15 protein-coding genes are annotated in these 26,137 nt (G+C 56.5%); 5 read left to right on the top strand and 10 right to left on the bottom strand.

The features are described 5' to 3' along the window. Positions 1–20: 20 nt before the first annotated feature. The gene (locus MKX51_RS32945; RefSeq protein ID WP_340995410.1) at positions 21–899 is read left to right on the top strand and encodes an AraC family transcriptional regulator; all 879 of its coding nucleotides are present in this window, start codon (positions 21–23) and stop codon (positions 897–899) included. 141 nt (positions 900–1,040) lie between these two features. Beyond that, the gene (locus MKX51_RS32940) at positions 1,041–1,928 is read left to right on the top strand and encodes a copper amine oxidase N-terminal domain-containing protein (RefSeq protein ID WP_340995409.1); all 888 of its coding nucleotides are present in this window, start codon (positions 1,041–1,043) and stop codon (positions 1,926–1,928) included. A 5-nt stretch (positions 1,929–1,933) separates the two neighbouring features. On the opposite strand, the gene MKX51_RS32935 is transcribed toward MKX51_RS32940, so the two are convergent. The 4 genes from MKX51_RS32935 to MKX51_RS32920 all read right to left on the bottom strand — a co-directional run bounded on the left by MKX51_RS32935 (position 1,934) and on the right by MKX51_RS32920 (position 7,679). After that, entirely contained in the window at positions 1,934–2,566 is a 633-nt protein-coding gene (locus MKX51_RS32935) for a copper amine oxidase N-terminal domain-containing protein (RefSeq protein ID WP_340995408.1), read from the bottom strand. Positions 2,567–3,115: 549 nt separating this feature from the next. After that, on the bottom strand, positions 3,116–4,120 hold the full coding sequence (kdgT, locus tag MKX51_RS32930) for a 2-keto-3-deoxygluconate transporter (RefSeq protein ID WP_340945347.1): 1,005 nt from the start codon (positions 4,118–4,120) through the stop codon (positions 3,116–3,118). 42 nt (positions 4,121–4,162) lie between these two features. Continuing rightward, a complete protein-coding gene (locus MKX51_RS32925; RefSeq protein WP_340995407.1) occupies positions 4,163–5,179 on the bottom strand; it encodes a tripartite tricarboxylate transporter substrate binding protein in 1,017 nt (338 codons plus the stop codon). A 181-nt stretch (positions 5,180–5,360) separates the two neighbouring features. Then, positions 5,361–7,679: a helix-turn-helix domain-containing protein gene (locus MKX51_RS32920; RefSeq protein WP_340995406.1), complete on the bottom strand. Its 2,319-nt coding sequence runs from the start codon at positions 7,677–7,679 to the stop codon at positions 5,361–5,363. A gap of 185 nt (positions 7,680–7,864) precedes the next feature. Between MKX51_RS32920 and MKX51_RS32915 the strand changes: the two genes are divergently transcribed. Then, positions 7,865–9,502 (top strand): SWIM zinc finger family protein, encoded by a 1,638-nt coding sequence (locus tag MKX51_RS32915; RefSeq protein WP_340995404.1) that lies wholly within the window; start codon positions 7,865–7,867, stop codon positions 9,500–9,502. Beyond that, the gene (locus tag MKX51_RS32910) at positions 9,499–12,540 is read left to right on the top strand and encodes a DEAD/DEAH box helicase (protein WP_340995403.1); all 3,042 of its coding nucleotides are present in this window, start codon (positions 9,499–9,501) and stop codon (positions 12,538–12,540) included. The genes MKX51_RS32915 and MKX51_RS32910 overlap by 4 nt, the downstream gene beginning before the upstream one ends. Positions 12,541–12,652: 112 nt before the next feature. On the opposite strand, the gene MKX51_RS32905 is transcribed toward MKX51_RS32910, so the two are convergent. Then, on the bottom strand, positions 12,653–13,447 hold the full coding sequence (locus tag MKX51_RS32905; protein WP_340995402.1) for a hypothetical protein: 795 nt from the start codon (positions 13,445–13,447) through the stop codon (positions 12,653–12,655). Positions 13,448–14,020: 573 nt separating this feature from the next. Here MKX51_RS32905 and hflX point away from each other — a divergent pair. Then, entirely contained in the window at positions 14,021–15,292 is a 1,272-nt protein-coding gene (gene hflX / locus MKX51_RS32900; protein WP_340995401.1) for a GTPase HflX, read from the top strand. Between the two features lie 665 nt (positions 15,293–15,957). Here hflX and MKX51_RS32895 read toward each other — a convergent pair. The 5 genes from MKX51_RS32895 to MKX51_RS32875 form a co-directional block, all read right to left on the bottom strand. After that, positions 15,958–17,967 carry a hypothetical protein gene (locus MKX51_RS32895; protein WP_340995400.1) on the bottom strand — a complete coding sequence of 670 codons (2,010 nt, stop codon included), beginning with the start codon at positions 17,965–17,967 and terminating at the stop codon, positions 15,958–15,960. Continuing rightward, the gene (locus tag MKX51_RS32890; protein WP_340995398.1) at positions 17,957–19,105 is read right to left on the bottom strand and encodes a glycoside hydrolase family 88/105 protein; all 1,149 of its coding nucleotides are present in this window, start codon (positions 19,103–19,105) and stop codon (positions 17,957–17,959) included. Before MKX51_RS32890 ends, MKX51_RS32895 begins: the two co-directional genes overlap by 11 nt. After that, positions 19,102–20,832, bottom strand: coding sequence for a glycoside hydrolase family 3 protein (locus tag MKX51_RS32885; RefSeq protein WP_340995395.1), 1,731 nt, complete (start codon positions 20,830–20,832; stop codon positions 19,102–19,104). The genes MKX51_RS32890 and MKX51_RS32885 overlap by 4 nt, the downstream gene beginning before the upstream one ends. A gap of 135 nt (positions 20,833–20,967) precedes the next feature. After that, positions 20,968–24,435 (bottom strand): carbohydrate-binding domain-containing protein, encoded by a 3,468-nt coding sequence (locus MKX51_RS32880; RefSeq protein ID WP_340995393.1) that lies wholly within the window; start codon positions 24,433–24,435, stop codon positions 20,968–20,970. Between the two features lie 135 nt (positions 24,436–24,570). Further along, positions 24,571–26,124 (bottom strand): ABC transporter substrate-binding protein, encoded by a 1,554-nt coding sequence (locus MKX51_RS32875; RefSeq protein ID WP_340995391.1) that lies wholly within the window; start codon positions 26,122–26,124, stop codon positions 24,571–24,573. Positions 26,125–26,137: the final 13 nt, after the last annotated feature.

Genomic DNA, 26,137 nt, shown 5'->3' with positions numbered 1-26,137 from the left:
AGTGAAAGGAAGGTGAGGAGATGGAGACGATACGGCTGCTTCAGCAGGCGATCGATTACGTAGAGCAGAATCTGCATAACGCCATCGGCGTCGAGGAGATCGCTGGAGCGGCGATGACCTCGAAGTACCATTTTCAGCGGATGTTCCATGCCTTGACAGGGTTCACTGTTACCGAATATGTGCGCAACCGGAGGCTCACACTGGCGGCGGAAGAGCTGGCTGGAACGGACGGCAAGGTAATCGACATTGCGCTGAAGTATGGGTACGAGACACCGGAGTCCTTCGCCAAAGCGTTTCAGCGGGTGCATGGAGTGACGCCCAATATGGCGAAGAAAAAGAACGTGAAGCTCAAATCGTTCTCCCGCCTCTCCTTTCAAATTCAGATCAAAGGAGAAAGCGAAATGAACTACAGGATGGTTGAAGAGAAGGGCTATGGCGTCATGGGTAAGGAGGTTATTATCCACCAGGATGCTTATAGCGAAATCCCTGCATTCGTAGAGAAAATCTGGAACGATGGGACACATGACCGGATTAACGAAATTGCCGGTAGACCTGCGGGCTCGCTGCTTTTTGGCTATTATTATGACTTCCGTGAGGATGGGACCAAGCGGTATCTGATGGGAATGGAACTGCCGGAAGGACAGAAGGTGCCGGAAGATCTGGTGAATCTGACTATACCCGACCAGACCTATGCTGTATTCGATTGCCGGGATAGAGTTCCTGAGGATCAGGAGCTGGGGCTGGGTATTCTGAATGTCTGGCGGCGGATCTATTCGGAATGGTTCCCGTCGTCAGGCTTTGAACAAGTAGAGGGGCCATGCATCGAGAAATACTTCTGGACGAATGATGAGCATGATGAATGTATATGCGAGGTATGGATTCCTGTAACGAAGAAATAAAACACAACATTTCTGATAAGCCCTCTACCAGCCATAAAGGCATCTGGAGGGCTTTTTTCCGTGCCAGGGTAACGATTGTTAACCTCTCAATTCTCACGTTATAATCAATGTATACAAATAACTGGAAGGGATGGATCTTCTATGCTTAAGAAAATGCTTCTTATCTGCATGATCTCCTTATTGCTGCTTCCCAACGTTCTACTGGCAGCCCCTGCTTCCGGCCCGGCCCGTTCAACCGCAAGATCCATACAGGTTAACATCAATGGTGCTTTTATCTCTTCTGATAGCAGTCCTTTCATACAGTCTGGCAGAATCATGATTCCCATCCGCATGCTTGCTTCCCTGGGGCTCCAATATTCCTGGGACGCTGTCCGCCATACGGTCACGGTCACGAATTCCTCCAATGATACATTTCAAATGACGCAGGGCCAGCCCATTGCCTATAAGAATGGCCAGCCTGTTCAGATGGACAGTGAAGCCAATAATTACAACGGACGAATCATGGTTCCCGCAAAGTTTGTCAGTGAGGCATTTGGATACAGTGTGTACTATGAAAAGATAAGGGAGATCATCTTCATTCAATCTCAGAATTTCACTCCTGATGCCCAGGCCATCCATTCAGCAGATGTGAAGCAGGCGCGCCTGGCGGCCATTTCGTTGCCGGTGCGCTACGCTTTTAAACCCGGTACAAGTGTACAAAGTGATCAATCCCAATACTTCACCTATTCCTTTGCCTCAGGGGACGCCACCCGCTATGTCTACAGTAATGGAGAAATAACCACTGTGGTTGAGATTACAGGCACAGCGGCAACAGCCGTATGGCAAGCTTCTGAGGCCGATATCCCCGGTTATCCTGCGACAACATTCGGCGGTGTGCAGCCAGCGTATATTTCCGATCTGTTTCAGGATTCTTTTAGCTACAACAACGGGGTGTATAGCGGTTATCGCACGCTTAGCGACGGTACTGTAACAACCTTTAAATTCCCCGGCCTCCCTTATACGGATCTGATCCGGGCCATCCCGGAGTAAGGAACTTATATGCCAAAGTTAGCTCCCGGGAAAAGGGTGTACCGGTCCAGATATTTTGCAGTATCCGGCACCCTTTTCACGGACTTGATTGCCCCCTGCCCAAAAACAAAATTCCACCGCTCCACCTTCACCTTGTACTCATCTTCTGCAGTCACTCTCTGCACAATCCGCACGGTTAAGGTGCTGTCTGTACTTGCAACAGGCTTCATATCAATAATGGTTGCCATATTATACGTTCCCGCCGGGAAGCTCTCGTTATAGAGGTCCGTTTTGAAATCAGGTGTAACTGTATCGAGCACTCCCTGATGATCCCGTTCGTCATACGCCATAATCCATCTGTATGCCAAATTCCGGTTCCCAACATAAGCTACGCTGCTGCCTTCCAGTCCGAAATTCGGATCAGAATCCACATACACAATCTTACTTTTATTGTCCCACTGAATACTGGCGTCAAATCCTTCTGCAACGGCCCGGATCGGGACATATACGGTACCATTAATAAGCTTAGGCTGCGTCTGAGTTTTCACTTGATTACCATTTACGATTATTTTTAGAGCGACTGTAGCCGCAAAGGCTCCCGCACTAAACACTAGGGTCAAGGCTAATCCTGATAGGCCAATTTTCAATAGTTTTTTCATTTTTAATCTCCCCATGGATGATAGATTTCTATCTTAGACGCCACTCAAGCATATTTGTTTCTATAAAATCAATATTATGTAATTATTCGCTCCGGTTTTCGCTTGCCCGTTCTAGGCATTTTCTCTCACCGATCGCACGTATGGATCACATTGTTGCACATTTTGCAGGATTCTTCTAAGAATGTTACGTGCTACGGTACATTGTTGCATCATTTGCAGGAATTCCGGTGTTTAAAGCAAGTTAGCGCTGGCTTTGTTGCATTTTATGCAGGATTTCAGCTTCTGGCGCTTCTATGGGGCAGTATTGCTGCACTTCTTGCAGGATTTCTCTACCTGGATTTCTCTACAATGTACGGTCTGCGGAGCATGGGACCCTATCCCTCTTCGCCGTAATACCTCGTATTCGGTTTTTTATATACATTTCATTTACTCTTCATTCAGATGATTCAAAAAAAAAGCCCCCGGAGCAGCCCTAACGCTGTCCGGAGGTTCTAAGTAACATAGAATTTAAATGCTCTAGTATGTGTTAATTACGTTGTTATCCGCTGTTTAGCTCACTGCCTGCTGAGCTTTAGCATCTATAGGTCCTTCTGCTGCCGGAGGGTTCTTTTTCTTCATGTAGTCGGAATAGTAAGCGGTGATGACCGGGACGAGAATGGAGGTAACGATTACGGATGCGGCTACCAGCGCTGTAGCGGACTGGGCGGCCGGCAGGAATTCGGGCTTCATGTTCGCTACCAGCATAGGGTTGGCGACCGCAGCACCGGCGGTACTGGAGGCGGCCAGTCCGGCAGTTCCGTTACCGCGGCCAATGAACTTGTCGGCCAGGATCAGCGGGACACCGGTAATAATGATAACGACAATACCGAGCAGAATACCGAGCAGGCCGGTGTCAACGATTACGCCAAGGTCGATCGAGCTGCCAAGAGCGAAGCCGAAGAAGGGAATGAGCGTCTGAGTAGCTCGGCCGAAGTAGGCGCGCAGATCATGATCCAGGTTCCCCAGGATGAATCCGACGAGGAACGGCAGGACAGCGCCAACGAAGAGATGCGGTTCAAATACAGCCACACCGGTGCTGCCCAGAATGAGCATAGTTACGAGTGGACCGGATTCGAGTGACATCAGCACGAAGGCACCGGATTCTTCCTTGGTCCCATACTGCTGCATAATGGAAGCGTACAGCCCGCCGTTGGTCATATCCATAGCGGAGATGATGGCGAGAACCGACAGTCCGGCGAAGAAGCCGGTTTGCACCCCGCCCTCGGGCAGGAACTGGATAGCGATCAGGGCAACAACCCAGGCCACGGCAATCTTGGTCAATACCAGCGTTCCAGATTTGCGCAATACGGTTCCGGTGGCTCTGACATCGATCGCGGCTCCCATACAGAAGAACCATACGGCCAGAATCGGCACGGTGCCCGTCATCAGGCCTTTGGTGAACCCTCCGAAATATTCGCCCGCATCAGGAAAAGCAGTGTGAATGATCGCTCCCAGAAATAGTGGAATGAGCATCATTCCGCCGGGAATCCGATCCAGTGTCTTTTTGATTTTCATATGATTACCCTACCCTTCTTACTCGTGATGAGTGTATATTATCTACTTGCGGCTTAGTCCAAGCTCGGGAATCATGGCAGCGAACAGATCATCGCTCTCCTTGAGCTGCTTCGCGAAGGCTTTGCCGTCCTTTACCAGCAGCCCCAGCCCGTTCGAGTTCATATATTCGCGGAATTCCCTGTCTTCGGTCCCTTTGATAAATGCCCCGGCTAATACCTCCGCAATAGCATCCGGCGTATCCTTCGGTACAGCCAGTCCCCTCCATGTTCCCGTGAAGTTCACATGAATGCCGGTCTGCTCTTCCAGGGTCGGCACATCCGGCAGCGCCTCTGAGCGCTTGTCGGCATTGACTGCCAATATCCGCAGCTTCCCTTCATCCACATATTTCTTCACCTCGGCGGGACTGACTGGTACCGCATCCACGAATCCGTCCATTAAGGCGGAGACGGCCGGCCCTGCACCTTCAAAGGGAATATACGCGAACTTCACACCGGTCTCCCGTTCCAAGGTTACGGCGGCCAAGTGCCAAATGCTCCCCGTTCCTGCGTTTCCCATTTTCAATTCCTCTGGATGCGCTTTCGCAAAGTCGAGAAATTCATTGACGTCCTGCCATGGCGCGTCCTGTCTTACGGTGATGGCGGAAGGATCAAAATTCGTCTGAGCGATCGGTTTGAATCTCTCATAGGTAATCGGCAATAATCCCAGATGCGGAAGAATGGTCAGCTCGGCCGGCAAAAAAGTAACGGTATAGCCGTCTCCCTTGGCATTCGCGCCTTCCATCAGTCCTACGGAGCCTCCGCCGCCGGTGCGGTTAACCACAATTACCGGCTGGCCCAGCACCTTCTCTGTCGCGGTGGCGAGTGCTCGCGCGGTGGCGTCCGTTCCTCCTCCTGCGGCATAGGGCACAAGCAGTGTGATTGGCCGTCCGGGATAATCTGTGCCGGCAGTCTCCCGGCCCGGGCCGCCTCCCCCAGGAATCCCGATTCTAAGAATCAACAGGACCAGAGCTGCTACAGCTGCTGTCCAGAGTCCTATTCGAGTGGTCCGTTTCAAATCCATCCCTCTTCTCTAATATAGAAGTAATCGGGCAGCCTGCAGATGCTTGATGCCTATGCCTGGCCTTGCGCCCGTGCCCTCACCCCCGTTTTCTTTGAGTATCAGCAGCCTGCCATGAAGGATGTGAAAGTTTTCTCAAATAGAACTTTATCGCAACCGGGGGTATTCCTTCAATCGCATAATCTTATTCCGAATCCTCAGAAACGCCGGAATGGCGCGGTTTTGGCCGATCTGCATACTCCTTGGAGGATTTGCTGCTCTCCCTGAACTTGCCGGGTGTGGTCGATTTAATCTTGCGGAAGACCCGGATGAAGCTGTTCTCATTCTGATAACCCACCTGCTGGGCAATCTCGGCAACTCTCAGACTGCTGTCCTGTAGCAGCTCGCAGGCTCTATTGATTCTCAAGTTGGTCAGATAGTCATATACCGTGGTTCCGGTCTCTTCCTTGAAGATGGTGCTCACCGAGGATACCCCCATGTTCACATGGGAGGCGATATTAGGCAGCCCGATATTGAATTGCAGATTCTCCTTCATATACTCTATAAGATCCTGAACCAGCAGGAACTCCTTCGATTGCCGGTGCGCCCCGAAGGCGTCCGATAGCTGAACCGCTATGCTGCACAGCAGCTGCTCAATCTCATTAAGCTCCATGGTCGTCACCTGATGCCAGGTGTAATCTGCCAGCTCCGCAGGTACCGGGTATCCCCCGGCAGCAGCTATATGCAGAATTTCCTCCAGCAGGTCATTTAGCGAGCGGAATACTTTGTGCGGCTGAATTCCCCGCTTGCGGGTCTCGGCAATCCCTCTGCGGACCCAATCCTGTGCAGCGGCAGCATCGGATGCTCTCAGGGCGTTCAGCATTTCCTGCTTCCAGACCTCATCCGCAGCCCCGATGCTCTCTTCATATTTATTCTCTGCGCGGGAATAGACCCGTACATGGGAGTACCCTTCATATAACCGGTAGGAGAGCGCAGTCTGCGCCTCTGAGTAAGACTGGGCGATATGGGTGATGGAGCCCGCTTGTTCACCGATGCCGACGGACACCGGAATCTTCAGCACTTCGAGCATGGCAGACGCCAGCTTCCGGGCAGCTGCGTACAGCTCCTGTTCTTCCCCGCCTGCCGCCTGTAACAGGATGACGAGACTGTCCTGCTGCGGTGAAGCGACCACGGTCCGCCAGGAAGCTTCGCAGATTTCATAGGCCATGTTAATCATCGCGTATTTGAGCAGCATTTGATCCTCTTCCTTAAAGCCCGCAGACCACTGGGTATGCCGGTCTATGGATAAGACCAGCAGCTCGAACGGACCTTCCTTCCAGCCGTTAAAATAGTGCTCAAACCGCGTATGTGTCTCCTGGGTGCCGATACTCCGCGTGATCAGGTCCTGCAGGAATTTGGAGCGCAGCTCCGGGAGACTCCAGTCCGCTACCAGCGACTTACTGCGGAAATCACCGACCAGCTTGCCGATGACCGGCTCCAGATCGTACAGCCCGCCCTGCCCGGCTGCCTTCTGCTCAGGAAGCAGCAGCTTTTTAATCCGTTTGAGCGGCCGGAAGGCGGCAAAATTGTAATAATACATGGCAGCGAGGCCTACGGCGATAGAGATCAGCGACAGCATCAGCATCATATTGCGTGCAATCTTCACATTTTTGAGCAGCTGTTCCATGGGTACGAGCGAGAGCAGGCGCCAGCCGGTCACATTGGAGAAGGTCTGATTTGCCATATAGGCCTGGCCTCCGATGGTGACATGGGCAAAGGGACTGACATCGATGTCCTCCAGCACCTTCCCCAGCTCCGCCAGCGGGAACGGAAGATTCAGCTTGGGGTAGATCAGCTCTCCTTCCAGGTTATAGACGAGCTGGTAGCTGGAGAGATGGGTGTACATTTTGGAGAACAGCGTATCGTAATCCAGATCAATCAGCACGGCACCGGCCACTTCACCGTTCACTACCACCGGCCGGGCCAGTGACAGCAGCTCGGTATCACCGGGGCGGGAACCGTTGCCGGTGTAGAGCCTTCTTTTGATCAGAAGCGGCTTCTTCTTAATCTCCCCGATCCAGGCCCCCCATTCATGCTCAGGCGCCTCCCCCCAGGACGGAACATAGCCGTAGCGGCTGGAGAGCACAGACTGGTCCTTGAATTTGACCACGCTGATCGCATGCACATCCGGCTCTGTCGCCAGCGCCTTGAGGTATTCCTGCGCCGCTGCGGCTCGGCCGCGATTATCTGACTCAGCCGCCTCTATATAGCTCAGCACAGCGGGATGGAAGGACAGATCCACCGCCTTGTTGTCGGATTCACGGAAGGCCCGGTTCGTAACATCCACATTAATCTGCAGCAGTTCAATATTCGGTGTATTCAGCTCGGTGTCCAGCGCATTGCGGTACTCTCTATAGGAGAATAGACCAATCATAGTAATCAGCAGGGATACCCCGGCTGTCAGCATCAGGATTAGACGGTTCTGTTTGTTGTGCAGCAGGTATTTCATTTTAAATCGCAGCATTGCTTAAGCTTCATCCTTCCAGCGGTTGCTCATAGGTCTAGATTTCAGATTAGCATGTTCCCCTAATATTTCAATATGGGGCATATCATACCTGTTAGGATTTCAGACTTTTCCGGGATACGCTATACAATAATGATATAATGGAACGACGGATTCACCCAATCTGCTACAGGAGAACGATAGCGATGCAGTCAAACTATATCATGGATGCAGCCGGGTGGGATAAGCTCATCTCGGAGGTAGCCCATTCTTTCGATGATCTGACCCTGAAACGGGGATTTCAATATTATAAGCAAACACGCGTGCATGCCTTCAGGATGATGGAAGAACGGAGAATCATGTCCATTGTGGAAGGCCGGGAGGATTATATGGTCTCTATAGATCTGGACCATCTGCAAGAGAGCACCTGTGATTGCCCCGTATCCGGGATGTGTAAGCATATGGCGGCCGTGCTGATGAAATACGCCGAGGAGCAGGACAAGCCTGTGCATTCCATCGCGAACGCCAAGGCCCTGGTCGACCGGCCGACGATTCATTCCGCTGCGGCGCCCGCTGTCCCGGGACGGCGCGGGGAACAACTGAAGAAGCTGGCGGCTCTGATTCCTGAGGCTACGGTGCAGCAGTGGCGTGAATACATGGCGCTGCTGGTGGAGCCGCTTGCCCATACGGTGCGCAACCCGCAGTATGCCGACCGGGCGCTCGCCGCCATCACCGGAGGCCAGCCCAAGCTGCCTCCCGCTGCTGCCCAACTGTTCAAGTTACACGCTCATCTCTGTGTGCTGGAGAGTATCCTCCGGCCTGGCGGGACTTCCCTCACGGCGAACCCCTTGTCTCTTGGTTATTCCGTGGGCTACTACACCTCTATTGCGATTTCCGAGCTGCAAAAGCATATCACAGACATGATGAATCGGGGTCTGCCGCTGGCGGAAGCCCCGGAGGAGTGGCCGAGAGTCTACGATACGATTGCCTATCTGCGGACTGAGATGCTGAACGAAACGCGTGAACGCGCCAGAGAACAGCCTTATTTCTCTGCTTGTTACAGCCTGCTGTGGATCAACTGGATTACCCCGAATCTAAGCGGACCGGAGCTGTACACCAAGGAGCTGGCGGAGCTGCAACAGGCCGGAGACAAGCTAAGCGCCGCTGCTCCCCGCCATGCCCTGCTGCTGGCCGAGAGCCGGATGCATGCGCTGCTGCATGAGGATGCGGCCGCTATTGAGAAGCTGAACACAGCGTCCGAACGGCCCGGGCTGCACCCGGAGGAGCTGATGAGCTTCCTGCCTCCGCTGGCCGAAGCCGGGCAGTGGAGACGCCTGACCCTGTGGCTGGCCGCGCTCGGCCCACTGCTGAACAGCCGAATGTACAATCTGCTGGATTATGCAGGCTACTGGGATGAGGCAGTGCGTCACCTGCCCGAAGAAGAGCCGCTGATGTGGGATACGCTGTCGGGTATGCTGCCGCTGTCACGCGAGATCTATGAAGTCCAGCTGCTCGCCTACGGCAAATGGCAGGAATGGATGGATATGCAGATCTCCTCCGGCCATCGGCCTTCCGACTTCCGGGTGAGCGACCTGCAGCCGATCGAGAAGAATGCGCCGGAGCTGCTTCTGCCGTTCTACCATCAGGCGGTGGAGCGCTTCGTGCTGGAGAAGAACCGGCACAGCTACAAAGCGGCCGTGAAGCTGCTCAAGCGGCTCGCCAAGCTGTACAAAAAACTGAAACGCGAAGCACGCTGGGAAGTGTTCCTGGACGGCTTCACGGATAGGCATAGCCGCCTGCGCGCCCTGCAGGAGGAGCTGCGGAAAGGAAAACTGATCCCATGAATATGAAGATGCGCAATATTACCGTCCAGCTCGCCCTCACCCAGTATGGCGATGCGCTGATCTACGGTGTGGATGACCGGGATGATTATATGCCCGGTGTCCAGCTCAAGCAGATGCTGTTCGCCTGGCATGAGGAATCCTTCTACGGCACGGAGCTTAGCACCTCGAAGGCCGATGAGGTCGAGCTGGTGGTGCTGCCTGCCGAGCAGGTCCTGCCGTTCTTTGCGGACCTGCGGCTGCTCCGGCATGTCGGCTGGAGCTGGCAGGGCGATGCCCAGCTGTTAACCCGGCTGGCCCCGCTGCTGGCCGGAATGCTGGAGGCCCGGCAGTACGCCCCCAGCTTCGCAGCCTACCGTGAAGGCCAGCTCCGCTGGGCCTGGGCGGAGCAAGTGCTGGCGGAAGCCGCCGAGGCGAACTGGGACGATGCGGCCGCGCTGCATCGTCTTCAGGAGCGCAGCGGGTTCGCCGAAGGGCTGCAGGCCGCCTTCTCGGCGGCGGTCTTCCAGCGGCACTACAGCACCGAGGCGCAGGCCGGTGATCTGCGCAGTGAATTCCCGCTGCTGTTCAGCGCAGGCGGGAGAAGCGCAGCCGGTATGGACGAAGACAGCTGGCTGATGTCCATCGGCTGGAAGGCAGACACCGCGCCGTTCCGGCCGGTGCTGCAGCTGCTTGAGCCTGACGATGAGCTGCCCCACTGGCGGCTCCAGCTGCTCCTCCAGCACAAGAGCGACGAGTCCGCGCTTGTGCCGCTGCGGCTCACCGGGGACGGCGAGCCGCATGGCACTTGGCCCGCAGCGTGGACAGCGCATGTCCACGAGCGCGCGGGCGGGTGGCTGTCACGGCTGCGTGACAGCCTTCCGGAGCACATCGGGCGCGGCGCCGATGTGCTGGCAGAGCCGCTGAGCGACGAGGTCGCGTGGCGGTTCCTTACGGCCGACAGCCGCCTCCTGCTGGAGGCTGGCTGGCAGGTGCTGCTGCCGGCGTGGTGGGAAGCCGCCAGCCGCAGGAAGCCGCGCCTGCGCGCGAAGATCAGCTCCGGCACGGCTGAGGGCAGCCGCGGGCAGTCGCTGTTCGGCCTCGATGCGCTCGTCGATTTCGACTGGCGCATCTCCATCGGCGACGCCGACCTGTCCGAGGCGGAGTTCGCCGACCTCGTAGCGCGCGGGGAGCGCCTCGTCCAGTTCCGCGGCAAGTGGATTCCGCTGGACCCTGCGCTGCTGGCGCAGATTCAGCGGGCCATGGCCGGGATGGACAAGTCGCGCGGCTTGTCCTTCCAGGATGTGCTGCAGCTGCACCTGCTGAACGAAGGTGCAGACGGCGATCCGGAGGAAGCGGAAGCGCAGCGTGCCGAGGAGGAAGCGGTCCGCGTCCGGCTGGAGGTTGAGCTGAACGAGCATCTCGTGAAGCTGATCGGCCAGCTGGGGCAGCGCAGCCAGTGGCCGAAGCCGGAGGTGCCGGCCGGTCTGCACGCCGAGCTTCGAAGCTACCAGCATGAGGGCTTCGCCTGGCTGGTCTTCCTCCGCCGCTTCGGGCTGGGCGCTTGCCTGGCCGATGACATGGGGCTTGGCAAGACGGTGCAGCTGATCTCCTACCTGCTCCATCTGAAGGAGCAGGAAGAGGAAGCCGCAGCTTCCGGCGCACCCGTGGCCCGGCGGCAGACCGAGCCGGCCGGCTGGCCTTCGCTGATCATCTGTCCGACCTCCGTGCTGGGCAACTGGCAGAAGGAGCTGCAGCGCTTCGCGCCTTCCCTGAACGTGATGCTTCACTATGGCAGCCGGCGGCTGGACGCCGGATATTTCTACGGCGCGGCTTCGCAGGCAGATGTTGTGCTTACCTCCTACGCTACCGCTGCACTGGACCAGGAGCTGCTGAAGCAGTTCACTTGGGCAACCGTGTGCCTGGACGAAGCACAGAATATCAAGAACGCCGGAACGAAGCAGTCCGCCGCCGTGCGCAGCTTCCCCGCCTTGCACCGGATCGCCCTGACTGGTACACCGATTGAGAACAGGCTGTCCGAGCTGTGGTCGATCTACGATTTCATTACACCTGGTTATCTGGGCAGCCCGAAAGGGTTCCAGGACCGGTTCGCAAATGCCATTGAGAAGGAGCGCAATGCCGAGCGGACCGCAGATTTGCAGCGGCTGGTCAAGCCGTTCATGCTGCGCCGCAAGAAGAAGGACCCGGCGATCCAGCTTGATCTCCCGGATAAGAATGAGATGAAGACCTACATTAACCTGACGGCCGAGCAGGCCGCACTCTACGATCAGAACGTGAACAGCCTGCTTGAACGGATGCAGAAGCTGGAGGGCATCGAACGCAAGGGGGCCATTCTCGCCGCCTTGACCAGCCTGAAGCAGCTCTGTGACCATCCGATGCTGCTGACCAAGGAGGCACTGCCTGAGCCGGAAGACGGCAGCGCTCTGGACACCACCTCCTTGATCGAACGCTCTGCGAAGCTGGAACGGCTGCTGGCCATGGTGCGCGAGCTGCGCGAGGAGAACGAGCGCTGCCTGATCTTCACTCAGTATGTAGGCATGGGCAAGATGCTCCAGGCCGTACTTCAGCAGGAGCTGCAGGAACCGGTGCTGTACCTGAACGGCAGCACGCCGAAGAGCACGCGCGACCGCATGATTGAGCGGTTCCAGACCCCCGCTCAGCCTGCGGGCGAAGCCACTGCAGATGCAGATGCCGGAGCACAGCCGTCCGATCAGCCGAATGTATTCATCCTCTCGCTCAAAGCGGGCGGGGTCGGCCTCAACCTGACGGCCGCCAACCATGTGTTCCATTTCGACCGCTGGTGGAATCCGGCGGTGGAGAATCAGGCTACGGACCGTGCCTACCGCATGGGCCAGACCCGGGATGTACAGGTGCACAAGTTCATCTCGCTCGGCACGCTGGAGGAGAAGATTGACGAGATGCTGGAGAGCAAGCAGCAGCTCAGCGACGACGTCATCTCCGGCTCCGAGGGCTGGATCACCGAGCTGTCCACGGACGCGCTGAAGGATCTGTTCACGCTGCGCCGGGAATGGGTGGGATAACCCGCCGCTGTGGATATCCTCTGCTTTGGCTATCTTTTATCTGCCACAGGTCTGTCTTCGGTCTGTTACCAGTCAGCCAGCGTGGCATTACTGGACCTTCACCCTTCGGCCTTCACCATTGCTCAGACATTCTGAAGGTGGCCGCCACATTGTCCTCCCCGGCAAGCGAGCTGACCACCAGCGTGACCGGCACTTGCTGAAGATCGTAGGCGAGCCGCTGATTCAGCAGATTCACCGCCACATTCTGGTACGCTCCGGATATGCCGGAGCCGATGCCTTGCGTCAGCACCCGTCCGCCGGTGACTGCTGTACAGGTATAGTTCACCAGCAGCGCTGTTTCAGTGACAGGGATAGCCGTAGTCGGCGTAGGGTAATTCATAAAAGTTCCATTCACGGTCCCCCCGGCTATCACCTTATAGCGGATAGGGGTAGAGGCCAGTATCTCCAGCCCGTCTGGAACGATCTCGGCGGCCACTGCTTCAGGAACGGCGATCGTGGTGCTTCTGCGGAAGCTGATCGCTGCGGTGTCGCTGCTCGTTACGGGGATATTGTTACGGAATTCTGAGGTAATCCGGCTAAGCGCCATGGGCTGCAGGGTAACGGGACTCCAGAGCCCGCTGCTGTCCACAAGGAAGATCCGTACCCGTACCTGCTCCTGGGAGTAGGAGATATTGAATTGGAAAAAATTCTGCGTAATATTATACGTTTTGGTCACAACCTCCCGATAGTTCGACTCGAACAACTCCTGCGCGAACAGCGTTGAGGGACTTACATCGTTGTTGTAACCGGCCAAATAGACCGTTCCCTGGGCTATCCCATTGTTTACTACCTTCACTACTGCCTGACTGATGAGTCCTGCTCCCGGGGTAGGGTTCTTTGTTAACATATTGGTTGTCAGTATAGGCATTGTTATCACCCTCCGTTAGAGCTGTATTCAATAGGATATGCAGATAAAATTGGAAGTTTCTGGTCGGTTGACAGACCATGGCAGTTGTCAATTCACAGACACTGTGCTAAAATCAATGTAACTTTTTTAGAACGGAGGGTTGCGTGTGATAGACTATATCCGGATTCGCACTTTGCGCGGCTAATTATTTCCCCATAGCGCGAAAGCTCTGCCTTGTGCAGAGGACTCAGGATAAGTCTGTCCATAACACGTAACCCATAGCATACACCCGTTAATCCGCAACCCGTACACTGATTCCCGGAACCGGTACACTGTGCCCAATAAGGCCTGTATCCACTCCGCCAGAATCTGTGTTTATCGTGAGGATTAGCTCTATATCTTTTTAAGTTGCCGGGGCCCTTGCCCTTGCCGCTTGAACCTTCATGGTGTCTATGGCAAGCATGGCCGTATAGCTGCTCCCGCGCAGCGGGCTATACCAGACTTTATTCTGTTGTTCCTCCACCTACTGTTAGCACAGGCAGACTGCCTGTGCTTTTTTGATGCTCAAATTACACTATGGAGGTTGATCAATATATGGAACACGTACAACAGAAAGCCGTTATCGTCGGCATGCAGCTGCAGAACGACACGAACTTCGCTTATTCAATGGAGGAGCTGCGCAATCTGGCAGCCGCCTGCGAGATTGAGGTCGTGGCTGAGCTTAGCCAGAAATCCAGCCGGGTGAACCCCTCGCATTACATCGGGACCGGCAAAATCCAGGAGCTGGCGCTGCTGATGGAGCAGCATGAAGCACCGATCGTTATTTTCAACGATGAGCTGTCCCCCTCCCAGATCCGCAATCTGGAGTCATCACTGGACCGCGAGGTCATTGACCGGACCATTCTGATTCTGAATATCTTCGCCTCACGGGCGAAGACCAAGGAAGCCCAGCTGCAGGTAGAGGTCGCACAGCTGCAATACATGCTCCCCCGCCTGAGCGGCTTGCGTGAATCTCTCGGCAGACAGGGCGGCGGGGCCGGCCTGAAGAACCGGGGAGCCGGGGAAACGAAGCTGGAGCTGGACCGCAGACGGATTGAAGAACGGATCTCCGCGCTGCAGTTAGAGCTGCAGACGCAGGTCGCAAGGCGTCAGATCCAGCGTAAGCAGCGGCATAAGAATGAGGTGCCTGTGGTCTGTCTGGTCGGCTACACCAACACCGGCAAGTCCAGCTTAATGAACACCCTGGTAGAGACCTATCATCCCGGTTCGGGCAAAGGCGTGCTTGCCAAGGATATGCTGTTCGCGACGCTGGAGACCTCAGTGCGCAGCATTGCGCTGCCCGATCACAAGACCTTCCTGTTAACCGACACCGTAGGCTTCGTCAGCCAGCTGCCTCATCATCTGGTGAAGGCGTTCCGCTCGACCCTGGAGGAGGTAACGGAAGCCGATCTGTTGATTCATGTCGTCGATATTGCCGATCCGCAGCATGAGCAGCATATGGCGGTAACGAATGAGACCTTGAAGGCGCTAGGCGCTGACGGAATCCCTACCCTGTACGCCTACAACAAAGCTGATCTGAGGGAGGACCCTTACCCGCAGGTGGAGGATAACTCTGTCACCCTTTCCGCCAAGCAAAACCGCGGGGTCGCCGAGCTGGTCACTCTGATCCGCAGCCGCATCTTCACCGACTATGTACAGTGTGAGATCCTGGTCCCGTTCGACCGGGGCAGCATTGTCTCCTACTTCAACGAACATGCCGATGTGCAGTCCGTCAGCTACGAAGAACAGGGCACACGCCTGAAGCTGGAATGCCGGGCCGCTGATTACGAGCGCTTTAGAGATGATTTTGTAGAGCTGCCGCAATAAAATCGCTGGATGTCACAGGAGCTGGTCCCCGCATTACGGGGCCAGCTCCTTGTGCTGTCTATGAGGTTATAGGATCAAATTACCCTGCGGGTGAACGATGCTCGATGCTGGTGCCTCATCGCTTTCTGGCGACGTACCTCCAGCCCATATGCCTTTTTGGCCACACCTTGTAACCGGTTTTCGCATTCGTTCTGAAGTGCTTCTTCCTTTCCTGGCGGTGCTCCGCCTATCTCTTGCCCATTCTGAGTATTATATCTACCCGACCGCTTGTATGGATCGTATTGTTGCACATTTTGCAGGATTCCTCTAAAAATGTTACCGCCTACGGTACATTGTTGCATCATTTGCAGGAATTCCGGTGTTTATTGCTACTTAGCGCTGGCATTGTTGCATTTCATGCAAGATTTCAGCCTAAGCCGCTTCTAATGGGCAATATTGCTGCATTTTTTGCAGGATCTATACAATGTTACGGGCTGCGGAGCATGGGGCCCATCCCTCATCGCAGCATCACCGAATGTATTCGGATTTCCGCATACATTTGGTTCAAGTGCAGTGTACTGGTCTATTGTATTCGGTTTTTAGTACACATTTGGTTCATGTGCCGTCGCACTCACCCATTGTATTCGGTATTTCGCATACATTCAGCCTTTGACCGATGTTATCAGCTACTCTCCCGGAGCCGGCCGCAGATTAAGTACGAACCCGCCTGTCATGCTTTTTACGCTTTTTACGATTTTCGCCCCCCCATCTCCCTCCTCAGCATTCACTTCATTTGCTTCATTCACTTCATTCACTTCATTTGCTTCATTTGCTTCATTCACTTCATTCACTTCATTCGCTTCATCCCATTCGTTGACTTTATTCGCTCCCGCCGCCTTCCCTCCTGCAACTCCCTGCGCTCTGCCCCCTTCGTGCTCGCTTCCACTGATAACCCGCAGGCCGCCCTCATCCGTCAGCTCCAGAAGCGGGGCAGAGTTCAATCTCCCCTCCTCCCCAGCCGCCAGAGAGAACACCAGCGCAGCCTGCTGCATGGAGGTGAAGTCCAGCATCCTGCGCGGACCGGCGTAGAGAATCATATCGATATTCATCCGGCCGTCTGCCTTATGAAGTTCCCACACCAATCGGTTGCCTGCATCCGCTGGCCCGCTGAATGCCGCGAACCAGGTTGTCAGGCCAAACTCCGTCCCTGCAATGGTGATAACCGTACCTTCTTCTGTTAATGCGGCTGTAACTCCCTCCAGAGCGCCGCCAACCTCCAGCCGCAGCCGCAGGTCCGAAGCCGCAATCACACCGCCGGTCCGGTCAAGATTCGGATGAGTATCCCCGCCATCCGTTATGAAATCGATCCCGAACAGCACATGGCCTACTTCCTGCATCGATTGGAAGCGTGCGGAGCAGTAGTCATAGCCGTCATGCATGCAGCGGAGCCGGATGTAGGCAGGCTGGCCGTGATTATCCGCATAGACCAGCAGCGGCCGTCTCTGGTTCCACAGGTCACTATGGGTGAAGGAGCCCATGCTCCACTGCGGAGTCATATAAGTGACCGCCCACCTGCCGTCACGACCCTGACCCTGCTCTTGCCCCCGCACTCGCTCTAGTACCTGGTCCCGCTCCTGACCCTGCCCTTGCTCTTGCTCCCATTCCTGCTCCTGCCCTTCCCCCTCCCCTTCCAAGCGTTGCCTTACCTCCTTCGTCTCAGGAACCTTGAAGCCCTCCAAATAGGCAGGGGGACAATGAATGCCGCTCATATACCATTCCTCTTCGTAGGGCAGCTCCTCCCATGGGAAGAACATCACGGCTCCTCCTGTCGCCAGTTGCAGAAACGCGTTGCTCTGGTCCTCCAGCAGCACTCCGTAACAGCGGGAATGCGGGCCGGACCACTGAGCCGTGGCGGGGTGATAATACCCTGACACGGTTCTCCAGGTCAGATCCAGCAGCTCCCCGGTCCATGCCTTAACCCTGCAGTCCGAGGTCTCGGACTGCAGCTTCGACAGCTCCAGAATGGCAATGTAGGTGTAGACCGGGCTGTTATATTCCTGAAAAGCCCCATGCTTCAGGGTATGGGCATGCAGCCTCCTGAGCCGCTCCAGACCATAGTCCGCATAATCCTTCCGCCCCAGCAGCTCCCCGGCAATTCGGGTCACGAACGCGCCAATAATCGCAATATTGGTATAATCCGGTCCGACATTCCGCCGGATAATGGCTTCGCAGGCACACTCTATGGACAAGACTGCCGCTTCCCGCAGATCATCCGGGAAGTGGTGTCCGTGGCGCGAGATGGCCTGCACCAGACGGCTGCCGCAGAAATCAGCCCAGTTCCAGTCCGGTGGAGCCATCTGGTCCAGCGGCTCCTCATAGAACCAGGACCAGATGCCGAAGGTATCACTTGCCGGGTCGGTATCCTGCAAGGAGATGACCTGCCGGATGATATCGAAGGCCCGCTGTTCATACCCGGTCAGCCCCGTGTCAAGCAGCCCAAGCGCATAGCTGAGCGAGTCTCTGGTGGAGTGGATGAACTCCGCCTGCTTCAGCGTCGTATGATACCCCGGACTGCTGAACGGGGAGCGCAGCATGCAAATGGCAGCGTCATAGCGGGATTCCAGCCCGGTCATCTTATCAATTAGCCGTTGCCGCTGATCCAGCCCTCCACCCGCAGCTTCTGCGTTATCCTTCACGGTCATCCTCCTGCCTTCCTTCATCATCTAATGAACCCGTCTCCTCCGATTGCTCAGATTGTTCCTGATGCATCTGCCCCAGATCCAGAGCCTCTGTCAGCAGCTGCATCACCAGCCCTTGCCCATACAGTGCCGGGTATCTCTCAATGGTGTTATAGGCTGCTATCGACGGCATGACCGGGGTGCCTCCCGAGACCCCCTGCACCTCACCGTCTTCACGGATGAGCGGAAGAATCCCCGCAAGTGCCGCCTCCGCGCTCTCCAGATAGGCATCCTCCAGCAGTCCGCTTTTCACCGCCTTCAGGAAGCCGCAGGCAATCCCGGCGCTGGCCGAGGTCTCCTCATAATAATCCGGCTGATCGAGCACCGTATGCCACAAGCGGCTGGCCCCCTGAGCCTGCCGCAGGGCAGAAGCAAGCCTGCGGTACCGGCTGTATAGCTCCTGCGGAACGGCAGTCAGGCTTGCCGTCAGGGCCACAATCTCCGGGACGGCAAGTGCCACCCAGGCATTGGCCCGGGCCCAGCGGGCTGCCGACATATGGCTGCCTGCCCGGCTGTTCCAGCCATGGAACAACAGCCCCGTCGCCGGGTCCTGGAGCAGCCGGAGGTGCAGCAGCGTCTGCTGCACGGCAGCGGCGGCAAGCTCCCGGTCTCCGGTCAGGCCGGCAAGCCGGGCCAGGAACAGCACAGCCATGTACACCGTATCGGCCCATACCTGTTCCGGGAATTTCACCGCCTCTGTCACCGTATGCTCCAGTGCCCCTTCCCGGGTCCGGGGGGCAGTCTCCAGCATCCATGCGGCAACCTCCTGCGCCCGGCTGAGCAACCAAGGGTCCCGGGTCAGCCGGTACAGCTCAGGAAAGAGCGCGTAGGGAGCCAGGGAATTAATAACCCGAACCCCCTCGGCCTGCTGCTTATTCCGCCCAACCCATTGCAGCAGATAATTAATCACCTCATCCTTACCAGCAACTGTACCGTACTCCAACAATGATATGACACCCACGCCGGGCACCCAGTCCCAATGATCTATATCCATTGCCCAATCGCCCTGGTGCCGTTCGGAGCGCATGTATTGCCAGATTCGCTCCAGCTTCTGCTCTAATGCCTGCCTGTTCGCTAACTCCCGCTTCGTAGTCAAGACATCTGAAGCCTCCCTGAACCGTAATCGCCCGCTTGAATCTCCGCCTTCACCGGAGAGCTTCCCTGGAACGGAATCTCTCCGAACAGCGCCTTAACCGTCAGCTCTACCGTATCTTCATGCAGAGAGTACGCATTCACCAGGGTATCTAAAAAGGGAATGTCCTGCAGCAGATACGGCGTAGCGAACGAAATACCGATCGGCCGGACTGTCTCCGCCTGCTGCATGGCCCAGATGGCTTTGGCCGCTTCACCCACCGGACGGGCGGTATTCATCATTCCGTGCAGCGGAAGGAAATAGGGGGCGAAGGCGGCATCCCAGCGGACCCCGGACAGCTCCCATTGCCGCAGTGTCGTCAGCGGCTCGAATTCATCCAGAATATCGACCGCAAGTCCTCTAGCCTTAAGCTGCTCCACAAAAAGATTCATCCGCTCATATCTGCGCCCCTCCGTCACCTTGTTCATCATGATGACCAGCACCCGGCGGACCTCCTGCGGGTTCAGCGGCAGCTGGCCGGTGCGGTTGCGGACCAGGGTAATGCAGCGCCCGGCCAGCTCGCGGCTGAATTGTCTGACCTGCCGGTCCAGCCCGGGCGGCAGCTTGTCGTCCAGCAGCGGCAGTGCCCTACCATCCGCTCCCCCGGCACGGGCAGCATGCACGCCAAGCCGCGCCTTCAGCTCCAGAATCCGCCGGACGCTGGCCTTCAGCCGTTCCCGGCTGACGCGTCCGTCCTCCACCGCCTGCTCCATCACCGCGAAGTACCGCACCCCCGGCCAGAGCAGCACATCCGTACCGCAATTGAAGCAGTCTATGATGCGCTGCGTATAGTCTCCCCAGGATAAAAATCCGCCCATATCAAGCGCATCCGACAACACTACTCCATCGAAGCCCAGCCGCTCCCGCAGCAGCCCTGTTGTAATCCGCTCCGAGACGGTTGCCGGGACCGGCTTCGATCCAGCGCCGCCTGCCCCGTCTTCGATCCAGGGAAGGGCAATATGTCCGGTCATATAGGACATGACCCCCTGGCTGATCATCTCCCCGGCCACCTGCCCGTAAGTGGCGAACCACTCCTCCTCGGACAGACTATTAATAGTGGTAATGATATGCTGATCCCTGTAATCGACCCCGTCACCGGGAAAATGCTTGGCACAGGCCGCAAGGCCGTGCTCCTGCATGCCCCGCATGACAGCGGCGGCCAAACGCGCCGCCCGCCCGGCCTCATCGCCGAGACAACGGGTCGTAATAACGGGATTCATCCAGTTCAGCAGCAGGTCGGTGCCCGGGGCCAGCGCCCAGGTGAACCCGGCGGCCCGCCCTTCCAGCGCGGTATATTTGCCGTATTCGTAAGCCAGGTCTTCATCGTCGGCGGCGGCAAGCGCAAGGAGCGGCGGGAAGGCCGTGAGACTTCTCACGGCCGAGCCTGCCCCGAATTCCAGATCACCGGAGAACAGCAGAGGGAACCTGCTGATGCCCTGCAGCATCCCCGCCCAGTCCCGGTAATCCTCCGCTTTGCCTGCGGCCTTCTGAATAACCTCCCCGCCGATGAAGAAGCTGCCCACCGGATACTGCTCCAGATACCTGCGGAGACCCGCTTCATCATCTCCCTTGAACGGCAGTCTGCCTGCATGGTCCTGCATCGTCTGCCCGATCAGCTCACGGAGGCTCATTGCTTCAAGCGTATCCTCCACCCACTCCTGTTCTTCCTTGCTTAACGGCTTCTGCATCATTCCTACTCCTCCCGGCAGGTTCTCTTCCAGTTCAGTGTACCGGATCGCGAAGCTGCTCTACATACAGCCAGCTATAATATAAGTTCAATATTCTACAAATTGCCTGCGTGGAATGCCCGGCGGCTGATTAGCCCGTCAGGGCAGGCTGATCTCCAGCGTCTGTCCCCGTTTGTTATTCTCCTTGTTCATCTCCGCATACCGCCAGATATCATTCACAAAAAAGCTGACCGTAAACTCGCCGATCGTCGGCACCGTCCACCGGGGGGTTCCCTGCGCACTGGCATTAGCCGTCAAGGTAATCTCCTCACCCGGCTGAATCACACTGGTATTCGTGTCCGTCCACGAGACCACCCCGCCGTTGACCGAGAAGGCGCCGCCGGTAATCTGTCCGAGTCCGGTCGAGGCATTCAGCGGTGTAGGGCGGACGCCGATATTCTTCACTTTGGCCCAGAAGATCAGGGAGTCGCCCAGCTGCGGTGTGCTGTGCGCGGAAGGGCTGCCGTCGCTGTTCACGATATGCCAGCCGATATCCGTCACCGTCAGATCCGGTCCCGGTGCGGGCAGTACAGACTCGTAGCTCTCATACTCCAGTCCGCTGACCATCACCTTTCCGCCGTTGCCTACAATCTCTATCCGGTGCAGCCCGTAATCCAGTCCCGTAAGCTCGTAGACAATTTTATGATCGCCCTCCAGCCCTGCCTGCGGAATGACTATAGTCTCCTTATACTCGCCATCGACGTAGACATCCGCACTGCCCATATCGCTCTTGATATCCGATCTCCAGCGGACGCCAATGCCATTGAAGCTGAAGGCGGCTGTGGCATCCTCCTCATAGGTCACATGGGAGACTCCATTGGGTGCAGGGGTGAATCCGGCATAGTCAATGTAAGGATGATCATGTGCGGCCGGATACCAGTGGGAGAGCGGAACATACAGCCCTTCCTCCAGCTTGAAATAATCGAGATTTGCCCCTTTCCCGGCGGAGGTGAAGCTGATCATGTTATAGCCCGGCTGGAGGGTAATCCCATACTGCCGTGCGGTCAGATTCGCGGTCCAGCTTCCCGTAGAAGGCAGGGTTACTGTGGACTGCTTCACGCCGTTCACGAGAATGTTTTTCTTCGATTCCTCATTGGAAGCGTATACAATTGTTAAGGTATAGCTGCCTCCGTTCACGGAATGGAAGCCTTGGATCGTTAAGCCTCCGCTATGCGTCTGCTCCACGACCTTACCGCCCGAGGCGCTGCTGTTATTGCCGGTCTTCAGCGGCAGGGCAAAGGCGGTAGCTTCAGCCTCGAACTTGGCCGGATCTCCTGCGGCATGCGGTGTAATCGGCATGACCGGTGTAGTCGCTGATACGGCTGCGCTAAGAGGCGATGCATTGCCGGAGTCATCCACGGCCTGCACCGTGTAGCTGTAAGTGGTCTGGGGCGCTACGGTATAGTCACTCCAGAAGGTCAGCCGTCCCGGAATATTGATCACCGGAGCCGCTCCGCCGTCACGGTAGACGTTATAGCTGACGACAGCAGCGTTGTCTGTGGAAGCCGTCCAGGTCAGCCGGATTTGCTCATGGCTTACGGCTGCTGCTGATGGACTTCCCGGTGCGGATGGCGCGGCGGTCTCCTGTTCATCCAGAATATACTGGACCGTCTCCCCGGCACCGAGCTGGACCGTAAGTGTAATGTACGGATCTGCCGCAAGCTCCACTCTGGAGTAGGCGGCGGCGTACGTCTCCCCTGGACCGAACCGTTCCCCGGCATACGCTCCGCTGGACGGCATCTTAACCTTCACCTGCATCGTTACCAGCGACGTCTCAAAGTTGACGAAGTTCAGCAGGATTTTATCGGACGAAGCCCCGATGGCTGTAGTCCCCAGCGCCGAGGTATCCACTGCGCGGAAATACGCCTTCAGCCCGGTCAGTTCAGCTGCATTCAGCACCTCGTAGTCCAGCGGACTTCCATGGGTGGCGTAAGCGGCGGCCAATCTGCGGAACGTCTTCAGCCGGGTCTCCCCGGATTCATTTATATTAGCCGGTACCGCTGCTGTATCCTCATAGCGGTGTGTGTTCCAGTTGATCGCTGAATCGAACAGGCCAAACTCCGTCCCGTCATTGAAGAAGGCGGCATGCTGCATAATATGGTCGGCATACCCGATATTCCCCCGCAGCTCCCGGTCAAAAGCAGAAGCGAACCTGTAAGCATACGTCCCGTATTTCGTATTATCGGAATGATTGTCATTGCTTCCGGTCTCGCTCATGGCCATCTCTTTGCCGAAGCCTTCCTCTGAATCACTGTACACCCGCAGATTCTCATACAGGCTTCCGCCCGGCAAAGGCTGGACGCCGGTCCCGCCATAGCTGTGTCCGTTGGTCACATCCGACAGCGCTTCAATCGGCGCACGCTGGGCAGCATCCCGTTCCCAGCCGTCAGGGGTGCCGTTATACGGCCAGTAGGCCCAGCCGGGAGCAACAATTTTCAGGTAAGGCTGGCTGTTCGTCTGCCTCTCCTCGTCCATCATTTCATGAAGCGCCAGCACCGCCTTCTGTGCCCAGCCGAACAATCCCGGCTCATTCCCCGTCTCGGCATACTGGTACAGATCACCGAATTTGCTGACAAAGCCGCTGTAATAGCTCCTCAGCGCAGAGCTGATCGTCCCTGCCGCCAGCTCGCTGTTAGTCTTCCAGTTGCCGCCGATGATATTAACCATTGGCGCAAGATTGAGGTCGCGCAGCGTCTCCAGGTACTTGCGGCCCTGCGGGTCCCAGCCTGCGCTGGTATCGGACCAGAAGGAGGTGCGCATCCAGTTGCCGCTGTAGGCAATGCCCAGCCACTTGGACATCGGGGCCAGATGGCGGATCGCATGCTCGTCGTAGCGGAAGGTCGAGGCGGCAATCGTGCTGCCCAGATGGACATACCTGCCATGGATAGGCTCTGTGGCCCGCTCTTCCAGCGCCGCCAGCCTGAGATAATCCCATTCGAACCACAGATACTTGTCACCGTCATATCCTGGCGACTGCGGATCAGCGTATAGCCCGCGGTCCACGGTCAGCTTCAGCTCATTGCTGCCGGTCTTCAGCTGCTCTGAGGGAATGTAGAGTCTATAGGTTTCTATCCATGTGTTCGTAAGGGGGGTCTCTCCGTCATTCAGCCCGGTAATCTGAATCAGCCCGCTGAAGCTGCCATTGGTGAATACGGCGAGCTGCGGAATAGCGGTGCTTGCATCCAGTACCTTGAAGCTGAACTCTACACCATAGAGGGGGACTTCCGTTAGATTGAAGCTTAGCTCCATCGCCGCGTTGCGGTCCAGCTTCATGCCGCGGGAGATTGTATTCCAGTTCAGGGGATTTACGGGGAGGGTAATATTCTCACTGTACACATCCTGATATACTGTAAATTCTGCGGAGCTGTTATCCTGCTCGCCTATCTGCCAGAGCAGCGGAGACGGCTGGTAGGTATCCTCTGTGACAGTACTGTTATTTACATGTTCTTCCACAACCGCCTGTGCAGGCGGCATTTCGGCGGAGCTGATCTGTGCTGCGGGCAATGATGCGGACATCCATACCATAACTGCAATGAGCAATTTTCCTGTGATTCTCTGAATTCGCATAATAACACCCTCTCTTGATATCAGATAGGGGCTCCCCAAGGGCTGGATTAGCGAAAGAGAATACCCGGTACCTGCCGCAGGCGGCCGCTATGGCTGCTTGCGGCAGGGAACCGGGCGTGCTATGGCCTCTACTGCTTATTTGGCGGCCAGAAAAGCGTCGAGCTGACTCTGAATTTCCGTAATCACAGCGTCCAGGCCTGCGGCCTTCAGCTTGCTGTTCATCTCCTTCAGGACCGGCTCAGGGTCCTTTTCCCCGGAGTACAGGGTGTTCTTATACTGCTTCGTGATGTTGATCAGCGCCCCGATCTGTGACTGCACCTTGGTCGAATCGAACACAAACCCGATGACCGGTGAAATATTCGAATTCTTATTCCAGTCCGTATAGAGCTGCACGCGCTTCGGATCTTCATCCTTATTCAGGTAATTCAGCAGCACATTGCCGATCATCCAGGAGGATACGGAGTTGTAGCCGCTGTCCGCAATGAACTCTACAGTGTTGTTCTCCAGCTTCTTGTAGTGCTTGCCCTCAATGCCGAAGGTCAGCAGGTTGTAGAGCACCGGATCGGTGTGGATCAGGTTCATGAACATCATCGCCCGCTCGGGGTTCTTCGAGGTTCTGGAGATGGCGAGCATAGAGCCCTGGAGGCTCTTGGTGCTGACCTGAACAGGCAGCAGCGTCTTGATGATCATCGGCTTCTCGGCGAGCCGGGTCCAGTCATTGGTGGAGGTCGGATTCATGTTGCCGTAGACGAACCAGGCCTTGCCGCTTTTGACCGCATCCTTCAGCTCGGTCTTGTCTGTGGCTCCGTTCTTGTTGATATAACCCGCTTCATACCAGCTGCGGATCAGCTTCAGCCGCTCCGTCATAGCCGGCGTGTCGTATTCGTTGAACACCTTCATGGTCTTGTAATCCAGCAGGGTCGGGATATCATTGCTGCCGTCTAAGTCCTCGCTGTCAGGATAGGCGGTGAACCAGTGCAGGCTGTCGGTATGGTTCATGAACAACGGGGAGAGCGTCGGCTCCTTCTCCTTAATCGTCTTCAGCATCGGCTCGATATCCTCCAGCTTCTGAATGCTGTTCACATCGAAGCCGTATTTATCGACAATTCCTTTGTCAAAAGCAAACCCGACCGACTGCCCCAGCTCCTTCTCGGTTGGAACCGCATACAAATGTCCGTTGACGGTGGCTGCCTGCAGGTAAGCGGGATTAATCTGTGCCTTTGTCTCCTTGGCATAGGTGTCCAGCAGCTCCTCCAGCGGCAGATACGCCCCCTTCGCGGCATTGGTCATGAAGTTCCAGGTATAGACCATGTCGAACACCTCGCCGGACTGGATCATCAGGTTGACCTTGTCGGCCGGTTTATCCCAGCTTAGCTGGTTGATCTTGAGGGTGGCGTTGATCTTATCCTTCAGGTAGGCGTTGATCTCCTGCTCCACGGACGCCACATCCTTATCCGGCCCGCCGGGCAGATACAGGGACAGCTCCACCGGATCAAGCGCACCCGGCGCCTCCGTTCCGCCTGCTTCCGTGGCAGCAGCTTTCTTCGTTGCCGCCGGAGCCGTGGTGCTCTCTCCCGCTTTCTCTGTAGGCGCAGCGGTATTGCCGCCATTCCCCGCACATCCGGCCAGGGTGAATCCGGCTATCAGCACAAGCGACAGCAGCAGACCTGTGACTTTTTTACCTGCCATACTTTTTTCCTCC

Origin of the sequence: Paenibacillus sp. FSL M7-0420 (assembly GCF_038002345.1) — a bacterium.
Classification (GTDB): Bacteria; Bacillota; Bacilli; order Paenibacillales; family Paenibacillaceae; genus Paenibacillus_AQ.
This window is presented reverse-complemented; position numbering and strand designations above follow the sequence as displayed.

Bases quoted from the DNA above. Each gene is read 5' to 3' on its own strand.
- MKX51_RS32935 (WP_340995408.1), bottom strand. From the start codon at position 2,566: ATGAAAAAACTATTGAAAATTGGCCTATCAGGATTAGCCTTGACCCTA.
- MKX51_RS32880 (WP_340995393.1), bottom strand. From the start codon at position 24,435: ATGCGAATTCAGAGAATCACAGGAAAATTGCTCATTGCAGTTATGGTA.
- MKX51_RS32875 (WP_340995391.1), bottom strand. From the start codon at position 26,124: ATGGCAGGTAAAAAAGTCACAGGTCTGCTGCTGTCGCTTGTGCTGATA.
- MKX51_RS32885 (WP_340995395.1), bottom strand. From the start codon at position 20,832: ATGATGCAGAAGCCGTTAAGCAAGGAAGAACAGGAGTGGGTGGAGGAT.
- hflX (WP_340995401.1), top strand. From the start codon at position 14,021: ATGGAACACGTACAACAGAAAGCCGTTATCGTCGGCATGCAGCTGCAG.
- MKX51_RS32915 (WP_340995404.1), top strand. From the start codon at position 7,865: ATGCAGTCAAACTATATCATGGATGCAGCCGGGTGGGATAAGCTCATC.
- MKX51_RS32920 (WP_340995406.1), bottom strand. From the start codon at position 7,679: ATGCTGCGATTTAAAATGAAATACCTGCTGCACAACAAACAGAACCGT.
- MKX51_RS32905 (WP_340995402.1), bottom strand. From the start codon at position 13,447: ATGCCTATACTGACAACCAATATGTTAACAAAGAACCCTACCCCGGGA.
- MKX51_RS32945 (WP_340995410.1), top strand. From the start codon at position 21: ATGGAGACGATACGGCTGCTTCAGCAGGCGATCGATTACGTAGAGCAG.
- MKX51_RS32925 (WP_340995407.1), bottom strand. From the start codon at position 5,179: ATGGATTTGAAACGGACCACTCGAATAGGACTCTGGACAGCAGCTGTA.
- kdgT (WP_340945347.1), bottom strand. From the start codon at position 4,120: ATGAAAATCAAAAAGACACTGGATCGGATTCCCGGCGGAATGATGCTC.
- MKX51_RS32910 (WP_340995403.1), top strand. From the start codon at position 9,499: ATGAATATGAAGATGCGCAATATTACCGTCCAGCTCGCCCTCACCCAG.
- MKX51_RS32940 (WP_340995409.1), top strand. From the start codon at position 1,041: ATGCTTAAGAAAATGCTTCTTATCTGCATGATCTCCTTATTGCTGCTT.